Consider the following 19,561-nt stretch of genomic DNA (forward strand, 5'->3'; position numbering starts at 1 on the left):
CCTCCCGCGGAAAACCCCAGCTTACCCCAGCGTGGCAAACATCGCCACTACCGCCAGTCCCATCAGCGCCGTGCACAGCCAGCCCAGCAGGCGCAAGCGCGGAGAAATCACCAGCGTGCCCATGACCGAACGGCGCATGGCCAGCAACATCACCACCACCATCACCGGCACCGCGATGACGCCGTTCAGCACGGCGCTCCAGAACAGGGCGCGCATCGGGTCGACGCCGGTCAAGCACAGCGCGGTGCCGGCCAGGGTGGCGCCGATGATGATGGCGTAGAATTTTTTGGCCCCGGTCAGCTGCAGTTCCAGGCTGTTCCTCCAGCGCATGGCGCCGGCGATGGCATAGGCCGCCGAGCCGGCCAGCACCGGCACCGCCAGCAAGCCGGTGCCGATGATGCCCATGCTGAACAGCGCGAACGCAAAATCGCCGGCGATCGGCCGCAGCGCTTCGGCGGCCTGGGCCGAGGAGTGGATCTGGGTGATGCCATGCGCGCCCAGCGTGGCGGCGGTGGTCAGCATGATGAACATCGCCACCAGGTTGGAGAAGCCCATGCCGGTCAGGGTGTCGATCTTGATGCGCCTGAGCTGCGCGCCGGCCTGCTGGCGCGCGTGCTTGAGCGGTTGCGCGGCCGGGTCGGCGCGCAGCTCTTCCACTTCCTGCGAGGCTTGCCAGAAGAACAGATAAGGGCTGATGGTGGTGCCAAAGATGGCCACCACGGTGGTGATGTAATCCGGCTGCCATGAGATCCTGGGCAGCAGCGCGGCATGCAGGATCTGCCCCCAGGGCAGCCTGAGCGTCAGCGCCGTGGCCACATAGGCCAGCAGGGCCAGCGTCAGCCACTTCAACACCCGCACGTAGCGCTGGTAGGGCAGGGCCACCTGCAGCAGCACCGACAGGACGCCGGCCGCGGCCGCGTACCAGTGCGCGCGGCCGCCCGCCACCAGGCTGGCGGCCTGGCCCATGGCGGCAATGTCGGCGGCGATATTGATGACGTTGGCCACCAGCAGCAGCGCGACTATGGTGTACAGCAGCCAGCGCGGAAAATGGCGGCGGATATTGGTGGCCAGGCCATGGCCGCTGACCCGGCCGATGCGGGCGCTGACCGCCTGGATGCCCACCATCAGCGGGTAGGTCAGCAGCAGCGTCCACAACATGCCATAGCCGAATTGCGCGCCGGCCTGCGAGTAGGTGGCGATGCCGCTGGGATCGTCGTCGGCGGCGCCGGTGATCAGGCCGGGGCCGAGCTTGCTGAGCCAGCCTTTGTCCATGATGTCTCCTGTTTTTACCGCCATGGTAGAGCTGGCTCCGAGCGGCTTCTGTACGCAGGCGAACCTTGTCATCAAGATGTCACGCCGGCGTCATCGCATGGTCACATCGGCTTCCTACAATCTTGCCAGTTTATTTTCCAATAACTTAGCAAGAAAGAAAACAATCATGCCACAGCGCTTCCCTCTGAAACCTTTGTGCCTGGTCGTCCTGCAAGCGCTGGCCTGCCAGGCTTACGCCGCCGAACCGGCCGATGCCGCAGCGGATGACAGCGCCGCCGCCGGCGCGCTGGCCGGTCCGATCCAGTCGATCGAAATCACCGGCCGCGGCCAGTCGCGCCAGGTGCAAAACATCAACAAGGCCGACCTGGCCGAAGCGCTGCCGGGCACCAGCCCGCTGAAGGTGCTGGAAAAACTGCCGGGCGTGAACTTCCAGTCGGCCGACCCGTTTGGCGCTTACGAGTGGTCGACCCGTTTCAGCATCCGCGGCTTCAACCAGAACCAGCTGGGCTTCACGCTGGACGGCATTCCGCTTGGTGATATGACCTACGGTAACAACAACGGCCTGCACATCAGCCGCGCCATCTCGTCGGAAAACATCGGCAGCGTGTCGGTGTCGCAGGGCGCCGGCGCGCTGGGCACCGCCTCCACCAGCAACCTGGGCGGCACGGTGCAATTCTTCACCCTGGCGCCGACCGATGAGCGCGGTCTGACCTTCGCCCAAACCTTCGGCAGCGATTCCACCTCGCGCACCTTCGCCCGCGTCGACACCGGCCTGATCAACGGCGTGTTCAAGGCCTACATCAGCGGCACCCGCCAGCGCACCGAGAAAACCAAGGGCGCCGGCGACCAGGATCAGGATCAGCTGAATTCGCGCTTCGTGTTCAACTTTGGCGACAACAGCCTGACCGGCTTCGTCAACTACTCCGACCGCCGCGAAGTCGATTACCAGGACATGTCGCTGGAGATGATCAAGCGCCTCGGCTACGACTGGGACAACTACCAGCCGGACTGGAATCGCGCGGTCAACGCTGCCAAGGGCATCTTCACCGGCGGCGTCACCAGCCTCGACGATGCCTACTACTCGGCCGGCGGCCTGCGCAAGGACACCATCGGCGGCCTGACGCTGGATCTGCATCTGAGCAGCAACGTCGATCTGAAAACCACCATCTACCACCACGACAACGAGGGCCAGGGCCACTGGTACACCCCGTACGTGCCAACCAACGCCAGCAACCCGATTTCGCTGCGCACCACCGAGTACACCATCGGCCGCGACGGCGTGATCAGCGACCTGACCTGGGAAATCGGCGGCCACACCATCAACGCCGGCCTGTGGGGCGAGCGTAACAACCACACGGCCAGCCGCAACTACTATGCCGTGACCGGTCCGGCGGACACCATGTATTTCCTGTCCAAGCCGTTTGCCACCGACTGGAAGCAGAACTTCATCACCACCACCTCGCAGTACTATGTCCAGGACACGCTGGCGCTGATGGACGGCAAGCTGAAACTGAACGCCGGCTTCAAGGCCATGGACGTCAATATCAAGGCCACCAATCTGGTCGGCACGCGTGCCGCCGGCGAGCTGACCGCCGACAAGAAATTCCTGCCGCAGGCCGGCTTCAACTACGCCGTCACCAGCGACGATGAAGTGTTTGGCTCGGCCTCGAAAAACATGCGCGCCCACCAGCCGGGTGTGACCGGTCCGTTCTCGCAGACCCAGGCCGCCTACAACGCCGGCGTCGGCAACCTCAAGCCGGAGACCTCGACCAATATCGACCTCGGCTACCGCTTCAAGCGCGCCAACCTGCAGGGCTCGCTGGCCGTGTACAACGCCCGCTTTGACGACCGTCAGCTGAGTGTGGCCACCTGCGCCGGCATCCTGGGTTGCCCGTCGACCCTGGTCAACGTCGGCAAGGTCGACACCAAGGGCGTGGAAGCGATCGCCGTGTGGAAGTTCAACCGCGAATTCAGCTGGTTCAACTCCTACACTTTCAACGATTCCAAGTACCAGTCCAACTACATGGACGGCACCACTCTGGTGCCGGTCAACGGCAAGACTGTGGTGGACGCGCCGCGCCAGCTGTTCAACACCGAAGTGTCGTACGAGAGCGGCACCTGGTTCGCGCGCGCCGGCGGCAAGTACACCGGCAAGCGTTACTACACCTACCTGAATGACAACGGCGTGCCGTCGTTCTGGCTGGCCAACCTGTCGGCCGGCTACAAGATGAAGTCCCTGGGCTGGGTGAAGGATTTGTCGCTGCAAGTCAACGTCACCAACCTGTTCGACAAGCAGTACATCAGTTCGATCGGCACCAACGGCTTCCAGGCCAGCGACCCGAACGGCACGGCTCAGACCCTGCTGACCGGCGCGCCGCGCCAGGTGTTTATCACGCTGAACGGCAAGTTGTAAGCACGCCGTCGCACGCTGTTGCTGGGAATACACAGCAGCAGCGCGGCGCTGGCATGGCGCTCCTGATAGTTGCATACTGGACGGCCAGCCGCAGCGATCAGGAGACGAGCCATGAAATGGTTTTATGATCTGAAAATTGCCACCAAACTGATGGTTGCTTTCGGTGCCGTGTTGTTGTTGACGCTGGTGCTCGGCGTCAGCAATATCGCATCGATGAACCGCGTCAACCAGGCCTCCAGCGACCTGGCGGAAGACTGGATGCCCAGTGTGCGCGCGGTGATGGAGTTGCGCACCGATCTGGGCGAGGTGCGGCGCTGGGAACTGTCCCATATGCTGAATGACAAGCCGGAGTCGGTCGGCATGTATGAGCAACGCCTGAGCGACGCCCTGGCCGGACTCAAAAAGCACCGCGAAGCCTACGAAAAACTCATCTCCAGCCCCGAGGAAAAAGCCACGGCAACCGAGTTCGACAAGAACCTGGCGGCCTTCCTGGTGGACCACGAAAAAATGATCGCGCTCTCGCGCGAGGGCAAGAAGGTGGAGGCGCGCGAACTGGCGGCCGGCACCTCGGCCAAGTCGCTGGGGCTGATGACCGACAACGTCAACCAGTTGGTCAAGATCAATGTCGACGGCGGCGACCAGGCCAGCAATGACGCCACCGCCACCTTTCAGAACGCGCGCATGACCTCGATTATTTTGCTGGTGCTGAATATCGGCATCGGCATGGCGCTGGCCATGTGGGTGGCGCGCATAGTGGCGGCGCCCCTGCAGGAAGCGGTGTCGCTGGCGCGCGATGTGGCCGATGGCGACCTGACCCGTTCGATCGATGTGAAAAGCGCCTGCGAAACCGGGCAGCTGATGCAAGCCCTGAAGGACATGACCGGCAACCTGCAGAGCCTGGTCAGCCAGGTGCGCCATGGCACGGATACCATCGCCACCGCCTCGTCCGAAATTGCCAGCGGCAACCAGGATTTATCTGCGCGCACCGAGCAGCAGGCCAGCTCGCTGGAAGAGACGGCGTCCTCGATGGAGGAGTTGACCAGCACCGTCAAGCAAAACGCCGACAATGCGCGCCAGGCCAACCAGCTGGCGCAGTCGGCCTCCGGCATCGCGCTCAAGGGCGGCGATGTGGTGGGGCAGGTGATGGGCACCATGGCCTCGATCAATGAATCGTCGCGCAAGATCGTCGACATCATTGCGGTGATTGACGGCATCGCCTTCCAGACCAATATCCTGGCGCTGAACGCGGCAGTGGAGGCCGCGCGCGCCGGCGAGCAGGGCCGCGGCTTTGCGGTGGTGGCCGGCGAGGTGCGCAACCTGGCGCACCGGTCGGCGGCGGCGGCCAAGGACATCAAGCTGCTGATCAGCGATTCGGTGGAGAAGGTGGAGACCGGCTCGGCGCTGGTCAATCAGGCCGGCGAGACCATGAACGAAATCGTCACCAGCATCACCCGCGTGACCGACATCATGAGCGAGATCACCTCGGCCAGCGTGGAGCAGAGCGCCGGCATCGAGCAGGTCAACACCGCCATCGTGCAGATGGACCAGGTGACGCAGCAGAACGCGGCGCTGGTGGAGCAAGCGGCGGCAGCGGCGGAATCGATGCAGGAGCAGGCGGCGCGCCTGAGCGAGGTGGTGAGCGTGTTCAAGCTGCTGGCCACGGCCCAGGCCGCGCCGCGGGCGCCAGCGCCGCGCCAGCCCGCCGTGCCGCCGGCGGTGGTGGCCAGCGCCAGGGCACCGGTGGTGGCGCGGCCGGCGCTGAAGAAACCGGTCAAGGAGGCGGTTGGCGGCGACGAGTGGGAGGCGTTCTAGCCCAGGGCGGCAGGCCTGCGCCGGGGCTGACCCCGGCAGGGCTGGCGACGGCGCATACTCAGCATGGATTCCGGCTTTCGCCGGAATGACTTTGGCGGGCTTGCCAGGCGGCCAGCTCGGCGCGGTACTTGTCCAGCGCTTCCTGGTACAGGTCTTCCACACAGTAGGTGCAGCCGCTATGGCAGCAGTCGCCAGGCGCGGGCGGCTCCGGCGGCTGCGGTTTTGGATCATCATCGTTCATTGCATACTCACATCGGCGGCATGGCCAGCAGCGCCATGTTGCGTCCTTTTTCCTTGGCGCGGTACAGGGCGCGGTCGGCGGCCCGCACCAGGTCTTGCGGCGAGCTGTCCTCGGTCGGCACCATCACCGCCACGCCGATACTGATGGTCATGATACCAAACGGCGACTGCGCATGCGGCAGCCGGCGCCGCGCCAGCTCGGCGCAGATGTCCTCCGCCACGCCAAACGCGTCGGCCGGATCGGTGGCGGCCGCCAGCAGCGCGAACTCCTCGCCGCCATAGCGCGCCACCAGGTCGCTGGTGCGGCGGCCGTGGGTGGTGATCAATTCCGCCACCGTGCGCAACGCCGCGTCGCCGGCCAGGTGGCCGTAGTGGTCGTTGTACTTCTTGAAGTAATCCACGTCCAGCATCGACAGCGCCAGCGTCTGGCCGGTGCGTGCCGCGCGCCGCCATTCGGCTTCCAGCGCCAGGTCGAAACCGCGCCGGTTGCTGACGCCGGTCAGGCCGTCGGTGGTGCTGAGCGCGGCCAGCTTGCGGTTGGATTCCTCCAGCTCGGCGGTGCGCGCGGCCACCGTGTTTTCCAGCTCGGTCTGGTGGCGCGTCAGGCGGTTGATGCGGGTCTTGTAGGCCAGCACCAGCGAACCCACCACCAGCGCCGCCAGGCCGGAACGGAACCACCAGCGCTGCCAGAACGGCGGCGTGATGGTGATGTGCAGCGTGGCCGGCTGCTCGTTCCACACGCCCAGGTGGTTGGCCGCCTTGACCCGGAACACATACTTGCCGGGATTGAGATTGGTGTAGCTGGCGGTGCGGTGGCTGGCATCGGTCTCCACCCAGTCGCGGTCAAAGCCCTGCAACTGATACGAATAACGGTTGCCGGACGGCTCGGTGTAGTGCAGGGCGGCGAACTCCAGCGCAAACACCGAGGCTTGCGACGACAGCGTCAGCGCGGTGGGCGCGGTGACCGGCCCCTCGGCCTTGACGTTCTCGGCCGGCTGGCCATTCTGCAGCGAGTGGTTGAACACGGTGATGTCGGTGATCGCCACCTGCGGCGGCACCGAACTGGTCTTGACCTTGGCCGGCACCACCGCGGTCATGCCGTGCACGCCGCCAAAGAACAGCGTGCCGTCGGCGCCATAGGCCGAGGAGTTGACGGTGAAGCCTTCGGTCAGGCCGTCCGAGGCGGTAAACAGGGTGATCTTGCCGTTGTCCGGGTCCAGCCGGTACAGGCCGGCGATGGTGCTGCACCAGATCTTGCCCTCGCTGTCGTGCTGGATGGACAGGATCTTGGCCGCGCGCATGCCGGCCGCGTAGGACTTGAAGCTGATCGCGCCGTCCGGCTTGAATTCCACCAGGTTCAGGCCCTTGCCGGTGCCGACCCAGACGCGCCCTTGCGCATCCTCGTGCAGGCTGGCGATGTTGTCGTCGCTCAGGCCGCCGACGTTCTTGCTGGAATAGCGGAAGTGGCGGAACTTGCCGGTGGCCGGGTCCAGCAGGTCGAGTCCGCCGCCATTCCACTCGGAGCCGGCCCACACCCGGCCCTGGCGGTCTTCCAGCACCGCCGAGGTGCCGTTGACGCTGCGCGTGGTCGGGTCTTGCGGGTCGTTGTAGTAAATCTTGCGGGCGTCGGTCCGGGTGTCGTAGCGGATCAGGCTGTTGCCGGTGGCCAGCCACAGCACGCCGCCGGCGCCAGGCGCGATGGCGTTGATGTAATCGCTGGCGGTGTTGCCGAAGTGGATCACCTGGAACGGGCTGTCCGGCGTGTCCAGGCGGTTCAGGCCGTTCGAGGTGCCCAGCCACAGCGGCCCCTTGCCCTCGTCATCCTGGTACATGCTGTAGATGATGGAGTGCGACAGCTTGCCGGGCGTCTTGTCGTCGGCGCGGTAGCTGCGGACCACGGTGCTGGTGGCCGGATCGTACAAGCTCATGCCGACGTTACCGCCCAGCCAGATCTTGCCGCCCGGTGCGCGCGCCAGGCTGAGCAGGGCGTTGCTGGCCGGCGCCGAGCGGCTGTCGATGCGGAACGGCACGTGGCGGGTGAAGCCTTCGCTGGACAGATTGGCCAGCGCGATGCCGTCGGTGAACGAGGCAATCCACAGCATGCCGCCGCGGTCCTGCATCACCGCGCGCAGATTGTCGCCGGGCAGGCTGTAGGGGTCGTCGGCGGCATGGACAAACTGGTCGAACTCGCCGTTGGCCTCGTTCCAGCGCAGCAGGCCGGCCGACAGCGTGGTGCCCCACAGCACGCCCTTGTTGTCGAGGCCGAAGTTGGTGATGCGGCTGTACGGCGAGCGGATCGCCACCCGGGTGTCCCAGTCGCTCTTGCCGTCCCAGCGGATGACGCCCGATTCGGTGCCGATCCACAGCGCGCCGGAGCGATCGAACTGCAGCGCGCGCACGATGTTGACGCGCGCGTCCGGCCTCGGCGCCGGGTCGACCTGGTGGTGCTTGAACACCTTGGCGCCCGGCGCCAGGTAATCCATGCCGCCCGGCCAGGTGCCGATCCACAGGCCGCCCTTGGCGTCCAGCGCCAGGGCGTTCAGGTCGTTGCTGGCCAGGCTGTCGGGATCGCGCTCGTCGTGGGCGTAGATGGCGTCAAACTTGCCGCGGTTCGGATCGAAGTGCTGCAGGCCGCCCCAGGTGCCAATCCACAGCCCGTCCTTGCCATCCGAAATGATGTTCTTGACGATGCGGTGGTTCTTGGGCGCCTGGTCGGTGGTGAAGGTGGTGAAGTTGTTGGTCTCCGGGTTGAAGCGCGCCAGGCCGTTCTGGGTGGCGGCCCAGATGCGGCCCTGGTTGTCCTCGAAAATCGCCGACACCCGGTCGTGCGGCAGGCTGGTCGGATCGGACGGGTTGTTGATGTACTGGACTGCCTGGTAGCCGTTGTAGCGGTACAGGCCGTTGGTGTGGGTGCCGACCCAGATAAAGCCCTTGCGGTCCTGCATCAACGACAGCATGGACGGCTCGTCGCCGCCCAAGGGGCCGAGTTTCTTGAAGCGCAGCGAGGGGGCCGGGGCGGCGCTGGCAAGGCTGACAGCCAGCAAAATGCACAGCAATAGGACGCGGCGCAGGGCCGTTAGCGGGACTTGCATGGGGGAGCGGGTCAACTGGTTTCTGATCAGAAAGGCTATTATACATGCCATTGATGCAATGGTTTCGTGATAAAAGCTGCCGTTTTTTAGCGCAGTTGCCAGAAATTAGGGTATAGTTTACGGCGCTTCACCATCCGTCCAGATTATGTCCGATACCGAGATCACCACCCCGTCCCTTCCCGAGCCGGCCGCCGCCGCTCCCGCCCCCGTTCGTTTTGCCGATTTCGGCCTGTCGCCGGACATCCTGCGCGCCTTGAACGATCAGGGCTACGAGCACCCGACGCCGATCCAGGCCCAGGCCATTCCGGTGCTGCTGCAGGGCCGTGACGTGATGGGCGCGGCCCAGACCGGGACCGGCAAGACCGCCAGCTTCTCGCTGCCGATCATCCAGATGCTGCTGGCCCACGCCAGCAGCAGCACCTCGCCGGCGCGCCACCCGGTGCGCGCGCTGATCCTGACCCCGACCCGCGAGCTGGCGGTGCAGGTGGCCGACAACGTCAAGGCCTATGCCAAGCACACGCCGCTGCGCTCGACCGTGGTGTTCGGCGGCATGGACATGAAGCCGCAGACCGTGATCCTGAAGGCGGGCGTGGAAATCGTCATCGCCACCCCGGGCCGTCTGCTGGACCACGTGGAGCAAAAGAATATCAGCCTGAACCAGGTGCAGATGTTGGTCATGGACGAGGCCGACCGCATGCTGGACATGGGTTTCCTGCCGGACCTGCAGCGCATCATCAACCTGCTGCCGAAGCAGCGCCAGAACCTGATGTTCTCGGCCACCTTCTCGCCGGAAATCAAGAAGCTGGCCAACACCTTCCTGAACAACCCGGTCACGATTGAAGTGGCGCGCGCCAACAAGACCGCCGACACCGTCACCCAGGTGGTGTACAAGATCGCGGAAAACCAGAAGCACGCGCTGACCGCGCACCTGCTGCGCCAGCGTGCGCTGAAGCAGGTGATCATCTTCTCCAACACCAAGCTTGGCGCCTCGCGCCTGGCGCGCGAACTGGAGCGCGAAGGCATGAAGGCGGTGGCGATTCACGGCGACCGCAGCCAGCAGGAGCGCATGGCCGCGCTGGACGCCTTCAAGAAAAACGAGATCGACATCCTGGTGGCCACCGACGTCGCCGCGCGCGGGCTCGACATTTCCGACCTGCCGTGCGTGATCAACTACGACCTGCCGTACAACGCCGAAGACTATGTGCACCGCATCGGCCGCACCGGCCGCGCCGGCGCCTCCGGCGACGCCATCTCGATCTACTCGGACAAGGACGAGCGCCTGCTGGCCGACATTGAAAAACTGATCAAGCAGACCATCAAGCGCGCCGAGCCGGTCGGCTTCACGCCGGGCGAATTTGCCGACGAGCGCAGCGAGCGCCGGCCGCGCCGCAGCGAAGACCTCGGCCGCAGCCCGGCCGGCCGCGCGGCCGACCGCGGCCCGCGCAGCATGGGCCCCGGCGCCGCGCCGCGGCGCGAGAAGGTCGATCCGTGGTTCCTCAAGCCCTACGAGCCCAGCCAGAGCGCCGCGCCGGCCCCGGCGGCGCCGGCCGCTGCCAGTTCCATCACCAAGGCCAAGCCGAAACTGGCTTTCCTGCTGGGCGGCGCGCCCAAGAGCGGGGCGCTGTAACCAGCTGTAAGCTGAGTTTGTATGGGGCGGTTTCAGCGGTATAATGCGCCGCCTTGCCAACTATGCAAGTAGCGGCGCGGCGTCATGCCCAGCCTTTCCTGAAGCAGTTTTAAGCGACTATACCAACGTGAGCATACTCAGCAACCAGCGGATCGCGGTCATCGTGCCGTGCTATAACGAAGCCCTGACCATCGGCAATATCGTGCGCGATTTCAATGCCTGCCTGCCGCAGGCGGCGGTCTATGTGTTCGATAACAATTCCAGCGACGACACCATTGCCGTGGCCCGCCAGGCCGGCGCCATCGTGCGCAGCGTGCCACTGCAGGGCAAGGGCAATGTGATCCGCCGCATGTTTGCCGACGTCGACGCCGACATCTACATCATGGTCGACGGCGACGATACCTACGACGCCAGCGTGGCGCCGCAGCTGGCGGAAAAACTGCTGGCCGAGGGCCTGGACATGGTAGTCGGCACCCGCGTCACCGACGAGCAGGAGGCCTACCGCTTCGGCCACCGCTTCGGCAACAAGATGCTGACCGGCTTTGTCGCCACCGTGTTCGGCAACACCTTCACCGATATGCTGTCCGGCTACCGCGTGTTTTCGCGGCGCTACGCCAAGTCCTTCGCCGCCCACGCGGCCGGCTTTGAAACCGAAACCGAGCTGACCGTGCACGCACTGGAACTGCGCATGCCGGTGGCGGAGGTGGCCACCCGCTATGGCGCCCGCCCGGAAGGCTCGGTCAGCAAGCTCAACACGTATCGCGACGGCTTCCGCATCCTGTGGATGATTCTCAAGCTGTTCAAGAATGAAAAGCCGCTGGCGTTCTTTTCGATCGGCGCGCTGGCCAGTCTGCTGTTGTCGCTGGGGCTGGCGCTGCCGCTGCTGGACACCTATCTGCAGACCGGCCTGGTGCCGCGCCTGCCGACCGCCGTGCTGTGCGTGGGACTGGGCTTGCTGGCGGCCATGCTGCTGGGCTGCGGCCTGATCCTGGACACCGTCACCCGTGGCCGCATCGAGCAAAAGCGCTTTGCTTACCTGCAAATCCCGGCCCCGCACTACGAGGTGCGGCGCGACATCCGCAGCGTCGCATGAGCCGGACACGGAGCGAACTGCTGCGCTTTGCCGTGGCCGGCGTGGCCGGTCTGGTGGTGGATGTCTGCGTGCTGTACCTGGCGCTGGGCATTGGTCTGGGCTATTACGCCGGCCGCGTGCTGTCGTTCCTGGCGGCGGTGTATGCCACCTGGCGCATCAACCGCCGCTACACCTTTGCGGCGTCCGCGGGGGAATCGGCCTGGCGTGAATGGTGGCGCTACCTGTTTGCCATGCTGGGCGGCGGGCTGGTTAACTATGGCGCGTACAGCGCTGTGGTGGCGCTGTTGCCGCCCCATCCGCTGCTGCCGCTGGCTGCGGTGGCCGCCGGCTCGCTGGCCGGCATGAGCGTCAATTTCGTCGGCGCCAAGTATTTCGTGTTCCGGCGCTCGACCCGGCCATGAAGTTCTGGCAACGGCAGGGGGCGGCGCTGGCGGACTTGCTGGCCCGGTGCTGGCGGCGGCTCGACAGCAACGCCATGCTGGTCGGCACGGCCTTGCTGCTGCCCATCCTGTCCGGCCTGGTATCGCTGAGTTACGGCCAGGACGATAACTGGGATTTGCTGAATTATCACTACTACACCCCCTACGCGCTGCTGAACGCCAGGATCGGTTACGACCTCGCACCGAGCCAGTGGCAAAGCTATTTCAACCCGACGCTGGATCTGCTTTACTACGGGCTGCAGCAAGTGTGCCGGCCACAGATGGTGGGCTTCCTGATGGGCTGGCTGCATGGCCTGAATGCCGTGCTGGTGCTGGCCATTGCGCGTCTGGCGCTGCCGACGGCGTCGCACCGGCTGGCGGCGGTGCTGCTGGCGCTTGCCGGCTGCCTGCAGCCGGGCTTCCTCTCCGGGGTGGGGAATTCGATGGGCGACAACCTGACCGCGCTGTTTGTGCTGGGCGCACTGCTGCTGCTGTTGCGGGGCTGGGCGCGCTTGCAGCAGGGTGGCCAGCCGGGCCTGCGCGTGGCGTTGCTGGCCGGTCTGGTGATCGGGATCGGGACCGGGCTGAAGCTGACCAACGCCATCCACGCGCTGGCCATGTGCCTGGCCATGGTGGCGGTGCTGCCGCTGCCGTTCTGGCGCCGCCTGCAGCAGCCGTTTGTGTTCGGCCTGGGGGTGCTGGGCGGGATTGCTCTCAGCGCCGGCCACTGGTACTGGCGCATGTGGCAGGTGTTCGGCAATCCCTTGTTCCCCCAGTTTAACAACTACTTCCAGGCGCCGCTGGCCTCTCCCCTGGGGATCGGCGACACCGGCTGGCTGCCGCAAGGCTGGGCCGAGAAAGTGTTCTGGCCGTTCTTCTTTTACCTGATGCCCAACAGCATCTCGGAAATCAAGTTCAGTCTGGTTATCTGGCCGGTGCTGTACGTGCTGGCGTTCGCGCTGGCGTGGGTGAAGGCGCGTCCTGCGGTCCTGCGCCTGCCGGCCACCACGCCGCTGCGCGGCGAGGTGCGCTTCCTGTTTGCCTTTGCCGTGCTGGTCTACTTGCTGTGGCTCCATCTGTTCAGTATTTATCGTTACCTGATTCCGCTGGAGTTGCTGGCGCCTTTGCTGTTATGGCTGCTGCTGGAAGGGCTGGCCCCGCGCCTGGCGTCGTCGGGCGGGGCGGTGGCGGCGGTGGTGCTGCTGACGTTGGCCGCTGTGCCGCCGGGCGACTGGGGGCACGCGGGCTGGGACCAGCAGGCATTCCGGGCCGAGGTGCCGGCGCTGGCGGCGCCGCGCGACAATCTGGTGTTTACGGTGCACGGCGATCCACCCATGAGCTGGCTCATTCCTTCTTTCCCCAGGGAGCTGGCGTTTGTTTCACTGGGATCGGGCTTCCCGGAATCGGCTGCCTACCGGGAGCGGGTGGCGGCCATGCTGGCCGCGCGTCGCGGTCCCTACTATGTCATGTTGCACACGAGCTATAAGGAAGCGCCGCGCAGTTTGCTGCCACGCCTGGTGCTGGGCCGTTATGGCCTGCGGATGGCGCCGGAGCAGTGCGTGGAGTATGCCGCTGCCGTGGGTAAGAACCGGCATGATTACATGCTGTGCCCGGTTTATCTGCGGCAGCGCAACTGAGCGGCAACTTTAGCGCAGTTCCACCGCTTTCAAGCCGACTGCCAGCTGCCTTGCATCGTCATTCAGCGACAGCTCGCGCGGGGAGATGGCGTCCGGCAGCGCAAACTCGATCACCCCGTCCTGTGGCATGCCGGCTGGCAGCGCGATGTCGACCACGCGCCGCGCGCTGCCGACAAATACCAGCTGGTGCGCGGCGCCATGGTTGACGGTGACGCGCACTGTTTGCAGATGGCGTCCTTTGACCAGCGCGGCGGCAAAGGTGATGCGCGCCATCCTGGCCTGCGGCAGCGCGGCCGGCAAATGGTAGCGGATGCTGGCCCGATTGCCCTTGCTCCACCTGCCAAACGGTTCCGGCAGGTCAAAGCCATCCACCGTGACCCCGTCCACACCGGTCGGTCTGGCGAAATCCCAGTAGGCCAGCGTCATCGTCGAACGCGGCGTGTTCAGATCGGTTGCCCACTGCTTGCTGTTGAGGTCCAGCCGGCACAGGCCGGCGATATGGTGGGCCTGCGCATACTGGAGCACGCGGGCCTGGTAGTCGGCGCGGGTCGGCGCGTCGAAGTTCCAGTCGCGCGGCGTAAAGCTGGCGTGGCCATTGATGGTGGGCAGATTCACCAGTTCGGCAATCACCATCGCGTCCACATTGTGGGTCAGCGATGCCGGCACGAAGGCCGCGCCTTCGCTGTTGTCGGAGTCGGGCGATTCGGTAGTGAAGAAGGCGCGGCATCCCGGCGGCGGCGCCGGGATGGCCACCGAGCGGTCCAACTGCTGGTAGCGGTCCTGGCCGACAGTGGGGCTGAGGTTGATTTCCTCGGCGATCAGCAGCGCACACACAGCGCCCACGGCGACCCGCCCCCGGCGGGCGGCCCTGGTCGACAGATACCAAACGGCAAGGGCAATCATCGGCACCGACAGCACGATGAATATGCGCGCCACCACCCGCAGGCCGCTGCCGCCCGGCCAGAACTTGTGGACCAGGAACCAGCCCGTGTAGGGGCCGACGCGGACGGTCAGCAGCCAGGTCACCGCGCAGGCCAGCGCCATGCCCAGCAGTAAGCCGGGCTGGTCGGTGCCGCCGCGCAGCCTGCGCGCGATCACGCTCACGATGGCCACCATGGCCAGCAGCAGCAGGATGGGGCCGATACCGCTTTCGCGTTCGCCGTTGCCGATGTCGCACGCTGCACAGTGGCTGCTCAGGAAGTTGAATACATCGCCAAACAGCAAATTGTTGGTGCCGACATTGATGCTGTCCAGAATACTCGGGCTGTGCACCAGGACTTCTTCCCAGGCGCGCCGGCCGTGATGCCCGAAGACGTAGGCCTGGGCAAAGGGCAGCAGGCCCAGCACGCCGATCAGGCCGATCAGCAGCACGGTGCTGCGGTGCTGCGTGAGCGCGCTGCGCAGCCGGGCAGCTGCGGCGCCGCGCAGGCAGGCGATTTGCAAGCCAAACATGATCGACAAGAACAGCGCAAAGAACCAGGCGGTGTAGGCGCTGGTCATCAGCAAGGCGGCAAACAGCAGGGCGGCCAGCGCCCCATGGCGCAGCAAGCGCCCGCGCTGCGAGTGCAGCAGCGCCTGATAAGCTTCATGCAGGAACAGCGCAATCAGCGGCACAAAGGCCACCGCCAGCATCTGCGCGTGCACGATCTGCAAATAGGTTTGGTTGCTGATGGTGAAGAGGACGGCGCCCAGCAGCGCCCACTCGTAGCGCAGCCCGAGCATGCGGCGCGCCGCCAGCAGGAAGCTGGCAAAGCCGATGACTTTCAGGGTCACATTCACCAGTTCCGTCGCCAGCATCGGATCGATCGCGAGGGCGCGGAACACCGAATAAATGCAGCCGTACAGGAAATAGCCGTCGTTGTATGACAGCGTCTTATCGTAGGGGAAGAAATAGTTGGGCGAGGCCCAGTGCGCCAGCCCCTTGAAGACATTGAACCAGTGTTCCAGCAGCGCGACCACAATCACGCCGTCATGGCGGTCGCCGGACAAAAAGCTGAACTGGTTCCAGATCTGCTGGCGGAAGAACACCGCCACCACCACCATGCACACGCCGGCCGTGAGCCACTTTTCCCAGGCGCCGTGGCGTGTGCCATTGGCGATCTCGGCACTTTTATCCATGCTGTTTTTTTCCTTCATGATGGGGGAACGTCAGGCCTGTCCGGCGTCTGGCCCGGCCAGCACCTTGAGCAATTGCTGCACCTGCGCCTGCCAGGTCAGCCAGGGCAGGCCGTCCGAGCGCGGCGCCTGGCCCCGCGCGTGCAAGGTCAGCCAGCTGCGGATCGCCTCGCTCAGGTCGGCGCCAGCCATGCCGTCAAAGTAGTGGGCGTGGGCGCCGGCAACCTCGCGGAACACCGGCAGGCCGCGCGCCAGCAGCGGCAGGCCGTAGTGGGCCGCCTCGATCAGCGGCAGGCCGAAGCCTTCGCCCTCGCTTGGCTGCAGCAGGCAGCTGCTGGCGCGGTACACCTGTTGCAGCGCGTCGTCATCCAGGCCTTGCAGCCAGTGCAGCTGCTTGCCCTGTTGCGGATGCTGGCGCAGCCGCGCGACGATGGCCGGGATGGTGCGGCGCTCGCTGTCGGCCAGGCCCTTCCAGCCCTCGTTGCCGACGATCACCAGATGGACGGCGACGCCGTCGCGCCACAGTTGCTCAAACGCGTCCAGCGCCTGCAGATGGCCTTTGCGCGGTTCGATGGTGCCAACCATCAGGAAGATCGGCGTCCCGGCCAGCTGGCGCAGCAGCGGCAGTTCGGCCTGCGGCGCGCTGGCGCCGGCCGCATGCGCGCCGGCCGCCAGGTCAGCGCCGTGGTGCTGCACCGCCAGCGGCGGGATGCGTGCGGCGTGTTCCGCCGTCAGCCAGTCGCGCAACTCGTCGGCCACCGCGGCCGAGATGCAGATCATGCGGTCGGCCATGCCGGCCACGCAGTGCAGCCAGGCCCCGTGCACGGCGTCGGCGCCGACCGGGAAGAATTCCGGCCGCAGCACCGGCAGCAGGTCATGCACCAGGAAATTCAGGCGCACGCCGCGCGCGCGCAGCTCGGCGTACACGCCTTCGCGGGCGGCGGCCATCACCGCGTGCGGTGCATAGTCGGCGTTGTAGTAGACGTCGCCGGCCTGCACGTCCAGCAGCGGATCGGGACCGTGCAGCGTGGCGGCGATGCCCAGCAGGCCGGCCACGTAGTTGCGCGCGTAGCGGTAGCGATAGCGGCCGTCCTCGTTGCTCAGGCAGACCGGTTCCACGCGCCAGCCGCTGGCCTGCAGTTGCAGCAGTTCCAGCAGCTGGTTGCGCACCACGCGCTCGATGCCGGTTTTCAGGTCATGGCGGGCGATCGAGGTGACATCCACCAGCAACTGGCGCGGCGCCAGCGCGTCCGGGGCGTTGCCGAGGCAGCGCGCCAGCTGTTGCAGCATCAGCTCGTTTTCAGCCGGCTGCGCGCTGTCGGCCAGGCCCGGCGTGGCCAGCAGGGCGTGCGCCAGGGCGCCGCGGCTGTGCGCACGGCGCTGGGCGTCGCGTTGCAGGGCCTCGTAATACATGCGGCCGACGCGCTCGGAGCTGTTGCGCGTGCGCATCAGGTCCTGGCCGGCGCGGCCCAGTTCGGCACGGCGCGCGCCGTCGTGGCGCAGGGTTTCCAATGCGGCGATCAGTTCGCTTTCCTCAAACTGGTCGGGCAGCCGCCACACCGCGTGCGGCGGGAATTCGGCCATGGCGCCATTGGCGTTGATGATGGTCGGCAGCTGGTAGACCAGGCAGTCCAGCACGGTGGCGGAAGTTTCGCCGCGCGAGGTGGTGCGCAGCTGCACGCCGACGTCGGCCGCCTGCAGGTAATGCAGGTAGTCCTGCTCGGAAATCCAGCCCGAGATGCGCACCTGCTGCTGGGCCTTGGCGGCGGCAATGGTGTCGGTGATGCGCAGGCCATAGTCGCCGCCGTGGTTGGCGCCGACAAAGATCAGCTGGCATTGGCGGTCCTGGTGCAGGCTGGAGCGCAGCCACGCCTGCAGCAGTTCCAGGCACTGCTTGCTGGGGCCGATGAAGCCGAAGTTGCAGACCACAAAAGCGTCGGGGGCGATGCCCAGCGCGGCGCGGGCGGCTGCGCGGTCGTGCACTGCCGGCACCGCGCGCGGCAGGTGCGCCAGGCTCCAGTCGCGTCCCGCCTCGGGGCCGTACCACTCGGCCGCCAGCTGGCGCGCATAGTCGGAGTGGACGATCACGTGGCTGGCCTGCTGCAGGATCTGCAGGTTGCACGGCCAGCGGTCGCGCGCCGCCTGCATGCCGTCCGGCTGCAGGCTGTCGCGCAGGGCGGCATAGCCGTGCGCATGCAGCGCGGCGGCGCTCCACACGCCTGGCATGGCGCCGTTGACCTGTTCATAGGACAGCATGCTGCTCAGGAAGAAGTCGTGCAGCGCCACCACGCCCGGATGGTCCTGCAGCAGCGGCAGCATGTAGCTGTGGAAGGGACTGTTGCCGATCTGGTAGACGATGTGCTGGTAGTCGTCCGCATGGGCGCGCAACCAGGCGGCGTCATACCACTTGACGTGCGCGGTTTCCGGCGGCAGCGTGACCTGGGGCTGGTTGACGATCAGGTCGACGTCGTAATAGGGCAGCAACGCGCTCAGCAAGCGGCTGGCGTGGTCGGCCACGCCGGTTTGTTCCGGCGGCATCGGCGACACCAGCGCGACGCGCGGCCGGGCGGCGCCCGGCTGGACGGCCGCGGCCACGGCCGCCTCGGCGGCTGCGACGCGCCGCGCATGTTCGGCTTCCAGCGCGCGCAGGGCACGCCGGGCGCTGTGGTCCCAGCTGAATTTGGCCGCCTGCACGCGGCCGTGCGCGCGCAGGCGCGCGCGCAGCGCGTCGTCGCTCACCACGGCGGCGATCTTGGCGGCGATGGCGGCCGGGTCCAGCGCGTCGAACAGCGCTTCCTCGCAGCCGATCACTTCCGGAATGCTGGTGTTGTTGGCGCCGATCACCAGCGCGCCGCACGCCATCGCTTCCAGCGCCGGCAGACCGAAGCCTTCGTGCTTGGACGGGAAGATGAACAGCGCGGCCGCGCGGTACAGGGCGATCAGGGTATCGTTGTCGACATAGCCGGTGATGATCAGTTCGTCCGCTGCCAGGCCGCATTGCCGGGCGTGGTTTTCCAGCTGCTGGCGCTCGTGCTGGTCGCACTTGCTGGCGATCAGCAACTGGTGGCGCGCACGCACGTCCGCCGGCAGCAGGCTGAAGGCGCTGACCAGGCCGTCGATATTTTTGCGGGCGTCAAAGCCGCCCGGCGCGTACATCAGCATCTCGCGCGTGACGCCGAAGCGCGCGCGCAGCGCCGCTTCGGCGGTAGCATCCGGCGGCGCCGGCTGGAACATGTCGTCCACCGCGGTGGAAATCGACACCACCTGCTCGGGCGCCAGCGCCAGCGCCTCGATGGCTTCCTGGCGCGAGTAGTCGGAAATGGCCAGCAGCAAGCCGGCCTGGCGCAGCGAGGCGATCTTGCGCTCGTAGTAGGCGCGCTGCGACGGCTGCGCCAGATAGGCGGCCGGATTCAGGAACGGGATCAGGTCGTACTGCACCACGGCGGTAAAACTGGCGTGGTCGAAGCGGCCGACCGACACCAGCGCGTCGTCGACATAGCCTTCAAACAGGCTGGTGACCAGCACCGCGTCCGGCTGCAGCTGGGCCAGCGCGTACTCGCGCAGCAGTTCGCCGGCGCGCGCGCGCGGGCCATGGGCCGGGGTTTGTTCGGCGCTGGGCGCCGGCGCGTCGAACAGGCGGATGCGTTCCGGCGGCACCAGGCCGGCGAAGGCGGCGCGCAGATCGGGGATGGAGGCGCTCAGGCCGGCGTTCAGCAGCAGCCAGACTTCATGCGTGCCGGCGTTGCGGGCCACGCCCAGGGCCAGCGCCAGCGAGTAGCGGCCGATGCCGCGGAAACGGCTTTCCGATTGGGCGCCTTGCAAATCGATGACTATACGCACA

11 protein-coding genes are annotated in these 19,561 nt (G+C 66.4%); 6 read left to right on the plus strand and 5 right to left on the minus strand.

Annotated elements, in window-relative coordinates; all coding sequences use genetic code 11:
* Positions 1 to 21: 21 nt before the first annotated feature.
* Positions 22 to 1,272, minus strand: coding sequence for a divalent metal cation transporter (locus ABDW57_RS03380; RefSeq protein WP_343728789.1), 1,251 nt, complete (start codon positions 1,270 to 1,272; stop codon positions 22 to 24).
* A gap of 166 nt (positions 1,273 to 1,438) precedes the next feature.
* Here ABDW57_RS03380 and ABDW57_RS03385 point away from each other — a divergent pair, with 166 nt between their 5' ends.
* Together ABDW57_RS03385 and ABDW57_RS03390 are read left to right on the plus strand one after the other, a co-directional pair.
* Positions 1,439 to 3,685 carry a TonB-dependent receptor gene (locus tag ABDW57_RS03385; RefSeq protein ID WP_343728790.1) on the plus strand — a complete coding sequence of 749 codons (2,247 nt, stop codon included), beginning with the start codon at positions 1,439 to 1,441 and terminating at the stop codon, positions 3,683 to 3,685.
* Positions 3,686 to 3,796: 111 nt separating this feature from the next.
* Complete coding sequence (locus ABDW57_RS03390; RefSeq protein WP_343728791.1) at positions 3,797 to 5,497, plus strand: methyl-accepting chemotaxis protein; 1,701 nt, start codon at positions 3,797 to 3,799, stop codon at positions 5,495 to 5,497.
* Positions 5,498 to 5,555: 58 nt separating this feature from the next.
* Here ABDW57_RS03390 and ABDW57_RS03395 read toward each other — a convergent pair whose 3' ends face one another.
* A complete protein-coding gene (locus tag ABDW57_RS03395; RefSeq protein ID WP_343728792.1) occupies positions 5,556 to 5,738 on the minus strand; it encodes an oxidoreductase-like domain-containing protein in 183 nt (60 codons plus the stop codon).
* A 7-nt stretch (positions 5,739 to 5,745) separates the two neighbouring features.
* Positions 5,746 to 8,829, minus strand: a complete 3,084-nt coding sequence (locus ABDW57_RS03400) for a diguanylate cyclase (protein WP_343728793.1) — start codon at positions 8,827 to 8,829, stop codon at positions 5,746 to 5,748.
* 145 nt (positions 8,830 to 8,974) lie between these two features.
* Here ABDW57_RS03400 and ABDW57_RS03405 point away from each other — a divergent pair, with 145 nt between their 5' ends.
* From ABDW57_RS03405 to ABDW57_RS03420, 4 genes are all read left to right on the plus strand, one after another.
* Positions 8,975 to 10,456, plus strand: a complete 1,482-nt coding sequence (locus ABDW57_RS03405; RefSeq protein ID WP_343728794.1) for a DEAD/DEAH box helicase — start codon at positions 8,975 to 8,977, stop codon at positions 10,454 to 10,456.
* A gap of 127 nt (positions 10,457 to 10,583) precedes the next feature.
* On the plus strand, positions 10,584 to 11,549 hold the full coding sequence (locus tag ABDW57_RS03410) for a glycosyltransferase family 2 protein (RefSeq protein WP_343728795.1): 966 nt from the start codon (positions 10,584 to 10,586) through the stop codon (positions 11,547 to 11,549).
* The gene (locus ABDW57_RS03415) at positions 11,546 to 11,950 is read left to right on the plus strand and encodes a GtrA family protein (RefSeq protein ID WP_343728796.1); all 405 of its coding nucleotides are present in this window, start codon (positions 11,546 to 11,548) and stop codon (positions 11,948 to 11,950) included. The genes ABDW57_RS03410 and ABDW57_RS03415 overlap by 4 nt, the downstream gene beginning before the upstream one ends.
* On the plus strand, positions 11,947 to 13,605 hold the full coding sequence (locus ABDW57_RS03420) for a hypothetical protein (protein ID WP_343728797.1): 1,659 nt from the start codon (positions 11,947 to 11,949) through the stop codon (positions 13,603 to 13,605). Before ABDW57_RS03415 ends, ABDW57_RS03420 begins: the two co-directional genes overlap by 4 nt.
* Positions 13,606 to 13,614: 9 nt before the next feature.
* Here the strand turns inward: ABDW57_RS03420 and ABDW57_RS03425 are convergent, their stop codons facing one another.
* A complete protein-coding gene (locus tag ABDW57_RS03425; RefSeq protein ID WP_343728798.1) occupies positions 13,615 to 15,723 on the minus strand; it encodes a hypothetical protein in 2,109 nt (702 codons plus the stop codon).
* 30 nt (positions 15,724 to 15,753) lie between these two features.
* Complete coding sequence (locus tag ABDW57_RS03430) at positions 15,754 to 19,560, minus strand: glycosyltransferase (protein WP_343728799.1); 3,807 nt, start codon at positions 19,558 to 19,560, stop codon at positions 15,754 to 15,756.
* Position 19,561 lies beyond the last annotated feature (1 nt).

This window comes from Duganella sp., assembly GCF_039595735.1.
Taxonomy (GTDB): domain Bacteria; phylum Pseudomonadota; class Gammaproteobacteria; order Burkholderiales; family Burkholderiaceae_D; genus Rugamonas.

Bases quoted from the DNA above. Each gene is read 5' to 3' on its own strand.
- ABDW57_RS03380 (WP_343728789.1), bottom strand. From the start codon at position 1,272: ATGGACAAAGGCTGGCTCAGCAAGCTCGGCCCCGGCCTGATCACCGGC.
- ABDW57_RS03385 (WP_343728790.1), top strand. From the start codon at position 1,439: ATGCCACAGCGCTTCCCTCTGAAACCTTTGTGCCTGGTCGTCCTGCAA.
- ABDW57_RS03390 (WP_343728791.1), top strand. From the start codon at position 3,797: ATGAAATGGTTTTATGATCTGAAAATTGCCACCAAACTGATGGTTGCT.
- ABDW57_RS03395 (WP_343728792.1), bottom strand. From the start codon at position 5,738: ATGAACGATGATGATCCAAAACCGCAGCCGCCGGAGCCGCCCGCGCCT.
- ABDW57_RS03400 (WP_343728793.1), bottom strand. From the start codon at position 8,829: ATGCAAGTCCCGCTAACGGCCCTGCGCCGCGTCCTATTGCTGTGCATT.
- ABDW57_RS03405 (WP_343728794.1), top strand. From the start codon at position 8,975: ATGTCCGATACCGAGATCACCACCCCGTCCCTTCCCGAGCCGGCCGCC.
- ABDW57_RS03415 (WP_343728796.1), top strand. From the start codon at position 11,546: ATGAGCCGGACACGGAGCGAACTGCTGCGCTTTGCCGTGGCCGGCGTG.
- ABDW57_RS03420 (WP_343728797.1), top strand. From the start codon at position 11,947: ATGAAGTTCTGGCAACGGCAGGGGGCGGCGCTGGCGGACTTGCTGGCC.
- ABDW57_RS03425 (WP_343728798.1), bottom strand. From the start codon at position 15,723: ATGGATAAAAGTGCCGAGATCGCCAATGGCACACGCCACGGCGCCTGG.